Raw genomic sequence first — 2,121 nt, forward strand, 5'->3', positions numbered from 1 at the left:
CAGTATTGTTTGACCGTGGTGCGAAGCCCGATCCATAGCGCGGTCGCTACCAGGCCCAGGCCGCCGAGCATCAGGAAGGTCGCGGCGAAGCCGATCCACTGCGCGATCCAGCCGCCGAGCGCGGGGCTCAGCGCCGCGCCGGCGCCCTGGACCGTGATTACGGCACCTTGCGCGAGATTGACGTGACCCGTTCCGTAGAGCAAGCGCGCAACCAGTCCGGGCACCGCGACGCTTTGCAGGCCGGTCCCGATACCATCCAGGATCTCGACGGGGACGATGCCCCACCATCCACTGAGCCAATAGGCCAGCAGTCCGCGCACCGGCAGCACCAGAAACGATGCGAGCAGGATCGGCCAATAGCTGCGGCTCTCCGCCACGCGCATGCCGCCGAGCGCGGCGATGATCATGGTGCCCTGGGCGATCACGATGGTGGAAGCAACAAAGCCGGGACCGTTGGCCTGGCTCGCCGAAACGGCTGCAATGCCATAAAGCGGCATGATCGCCGCGTTTCCGAGATGGAAGATGGCAAGCGCGAGGCCGAGAACCAGCAGCGGCTTGTGTTTGAGCAGCATCTTCATCGCGCTCGGCTGGCCTTCCGGATCGTCCTCCTTGTGGCCGCGCGCCGCGCGATTGTCGATGGAGCGGGGCGGTATCATCAGCACGCAGCCGACTGCCGCTACGCCGAACAGGGCTGCGAGCAGGAAGACGTAGAAATAGCCGAACTTCCAGCCCAGCAAGCCTGAAATGGCTGCGCCGACCAGATTGCCGGCGTGATTGAAGGCCTGGTTGCGGCCGTTCTGCCGGTTAAAACCCTTCTGTTTGACGATGCCGAGCGTGATGCCGGTGACCGCGGGGACAATGGCCGCGCCCGCAATCGAGGTTGCAACCTGCGAGGCCGCAACAGCCCAGAAGTTTTGCGAGATCAGGATGATGGACGACCCCATCACCACGCCGATGCCCGGCACGATGACCCACAGGCGCTTGTGCGGCGATGCGTCGATCACGGCGCCGAATGGGGTGGTGATCAGCACGCCGGCGATGTTGCCGATGGTCAGCGCCGTGCCGATCAGGCCACTGGCCCAGCCGTGTTCGAGCAGAAAGACCCCGACGAAGGGGCCGATCCCGGACTGCATGTCCGCCATGAAGAAATTCAGCGCAAGCAGCGGCCAGAGGCGGGTGTTTGTTCTGCTCTTTTCGCTTTGAGACCGCTTCGCCATCCGTCGCCGATTCCCCTCGGCGTCCGGATGCTTGCCGTAACGCCGGGAATATAATCCGTGCGGCGTTGGCCGGGTTCATCATCAGGTGAGCATTTCCGCGTCGCCGAACGCGGAGCAACCGCAAGGGGGACGATTACCAGTCGATCGGCGTGAAACGCAATTGTCTGCGATCGATTTCATCCTTCAGGCGATTGGCGTATGCCTTGACATTGGCGCCCGCGAGACGGTATCGGCCGCCGGTTTGTTTGTCAGCCATGACCTGGCGGCGAACGCTTTCATAGTAATGCAGCAGACATTCATCGCTGCAGTCTGCGAAGTTCATTTGGATGGAGCCCCGAAACCCGGCATTTTGCAGAACTATGCAGCGATGCGCGATTCGCGGCAGTCTCATAGGTTAATGTCGGGTCGGTTCCCTGATCGGCTGGCCTGGACGATGAGGCTTGCAATTGCAGGCATGGATTACTCGGGGGCCAAAGTGTGGCTTAACTTAGGTGAAATCGCCGGCGAACGAAGCGGGCTAGCCTCCACTCTTGAGTCGTTCGGAGCCTCCGATGATCGATCCCGAGAGCGCGGCGCCAGCAAGAGGCATGCTCGGCGAGCTCGATGAAGATTCCACCGCCACCCGGGCGCAGGCGGGCTCGCGTGTCGCCCCGCGCCTCCTGCAGACGGCGCACGATGACAAGGCGGCAAGCGACGGGGATGATCACGCGGCGCGGCGGCGCGCGCCGACAATGTGGCGTTGATCGCAGGCAAGGGCAGGGGCCGAACAGGCTGTCGTCGCCAGCCGGTTGACGCGGCCGAAAGCCCGTGACTTGGAACTATCAGCGCGCCGACATCCAGGGCCTGAGTGGTCACGTTCAGAAGGTGCGACGACAGGCGATCTCGCCGAACAGCACCCTGACGT

General features: G+C 63.4%; 3 protein-coding genes. 1 reads left to right on the forward strand and 2 read right to left on the reverse strand.

Annotation, left to right across the window (positions count from 1 at the left end):
- Both JOZ76_RS36730 and JOZ76_RS36735 read right to left on the reverse strand, forming a co-directional pair.
- On the reverse strand, positions 1 to 1,217 hold a 1,217-nt coding region (locus JOZ76_RS36730), incomplete at its 3' end, for an MFS transporter (protein WP_291706265.1).
- 133 nt (positions 1,218 to 1,350) lie between these two features.
- Positions 1,351 to 1,539: a hypothetical protein gene (locus JOZ76_RS36735; protein WP_291706266.1), complete on the reverse strand. Its 189-nt coding sequence runs from the start codon at positions 1,537 to 1,539 to the stop codon at positions 1,351 to 1,353.
- Positions 1,540 to 1,768: 229 nt separating this feature from the next.
- Between JOZ76_RS36735 and JOZ76_RS36740 the strand changes: the two genes are divergently transcribed.
- Entirely contained in the window at positions 1,769 to 1,960 is a 192-nt protein-coding gene (locus tag JOZ76_RS36740; RefSeq protein WP_291706267.1) for a hypothetical protein, read from the forward strand.
- Positions 1,961 to 2,121 lie beyond the last annotated feature (161 nt).

The sequence above is a fragment of the Bradyrhizobium sp. genome (assembly GCF_019244115.1).
Classification (GTDB): Bacteria; Pseudomonadota; Alphaproteobacteria; order Rhizobiales; family Xanthobacteraceae; genus Bradyrhizobium.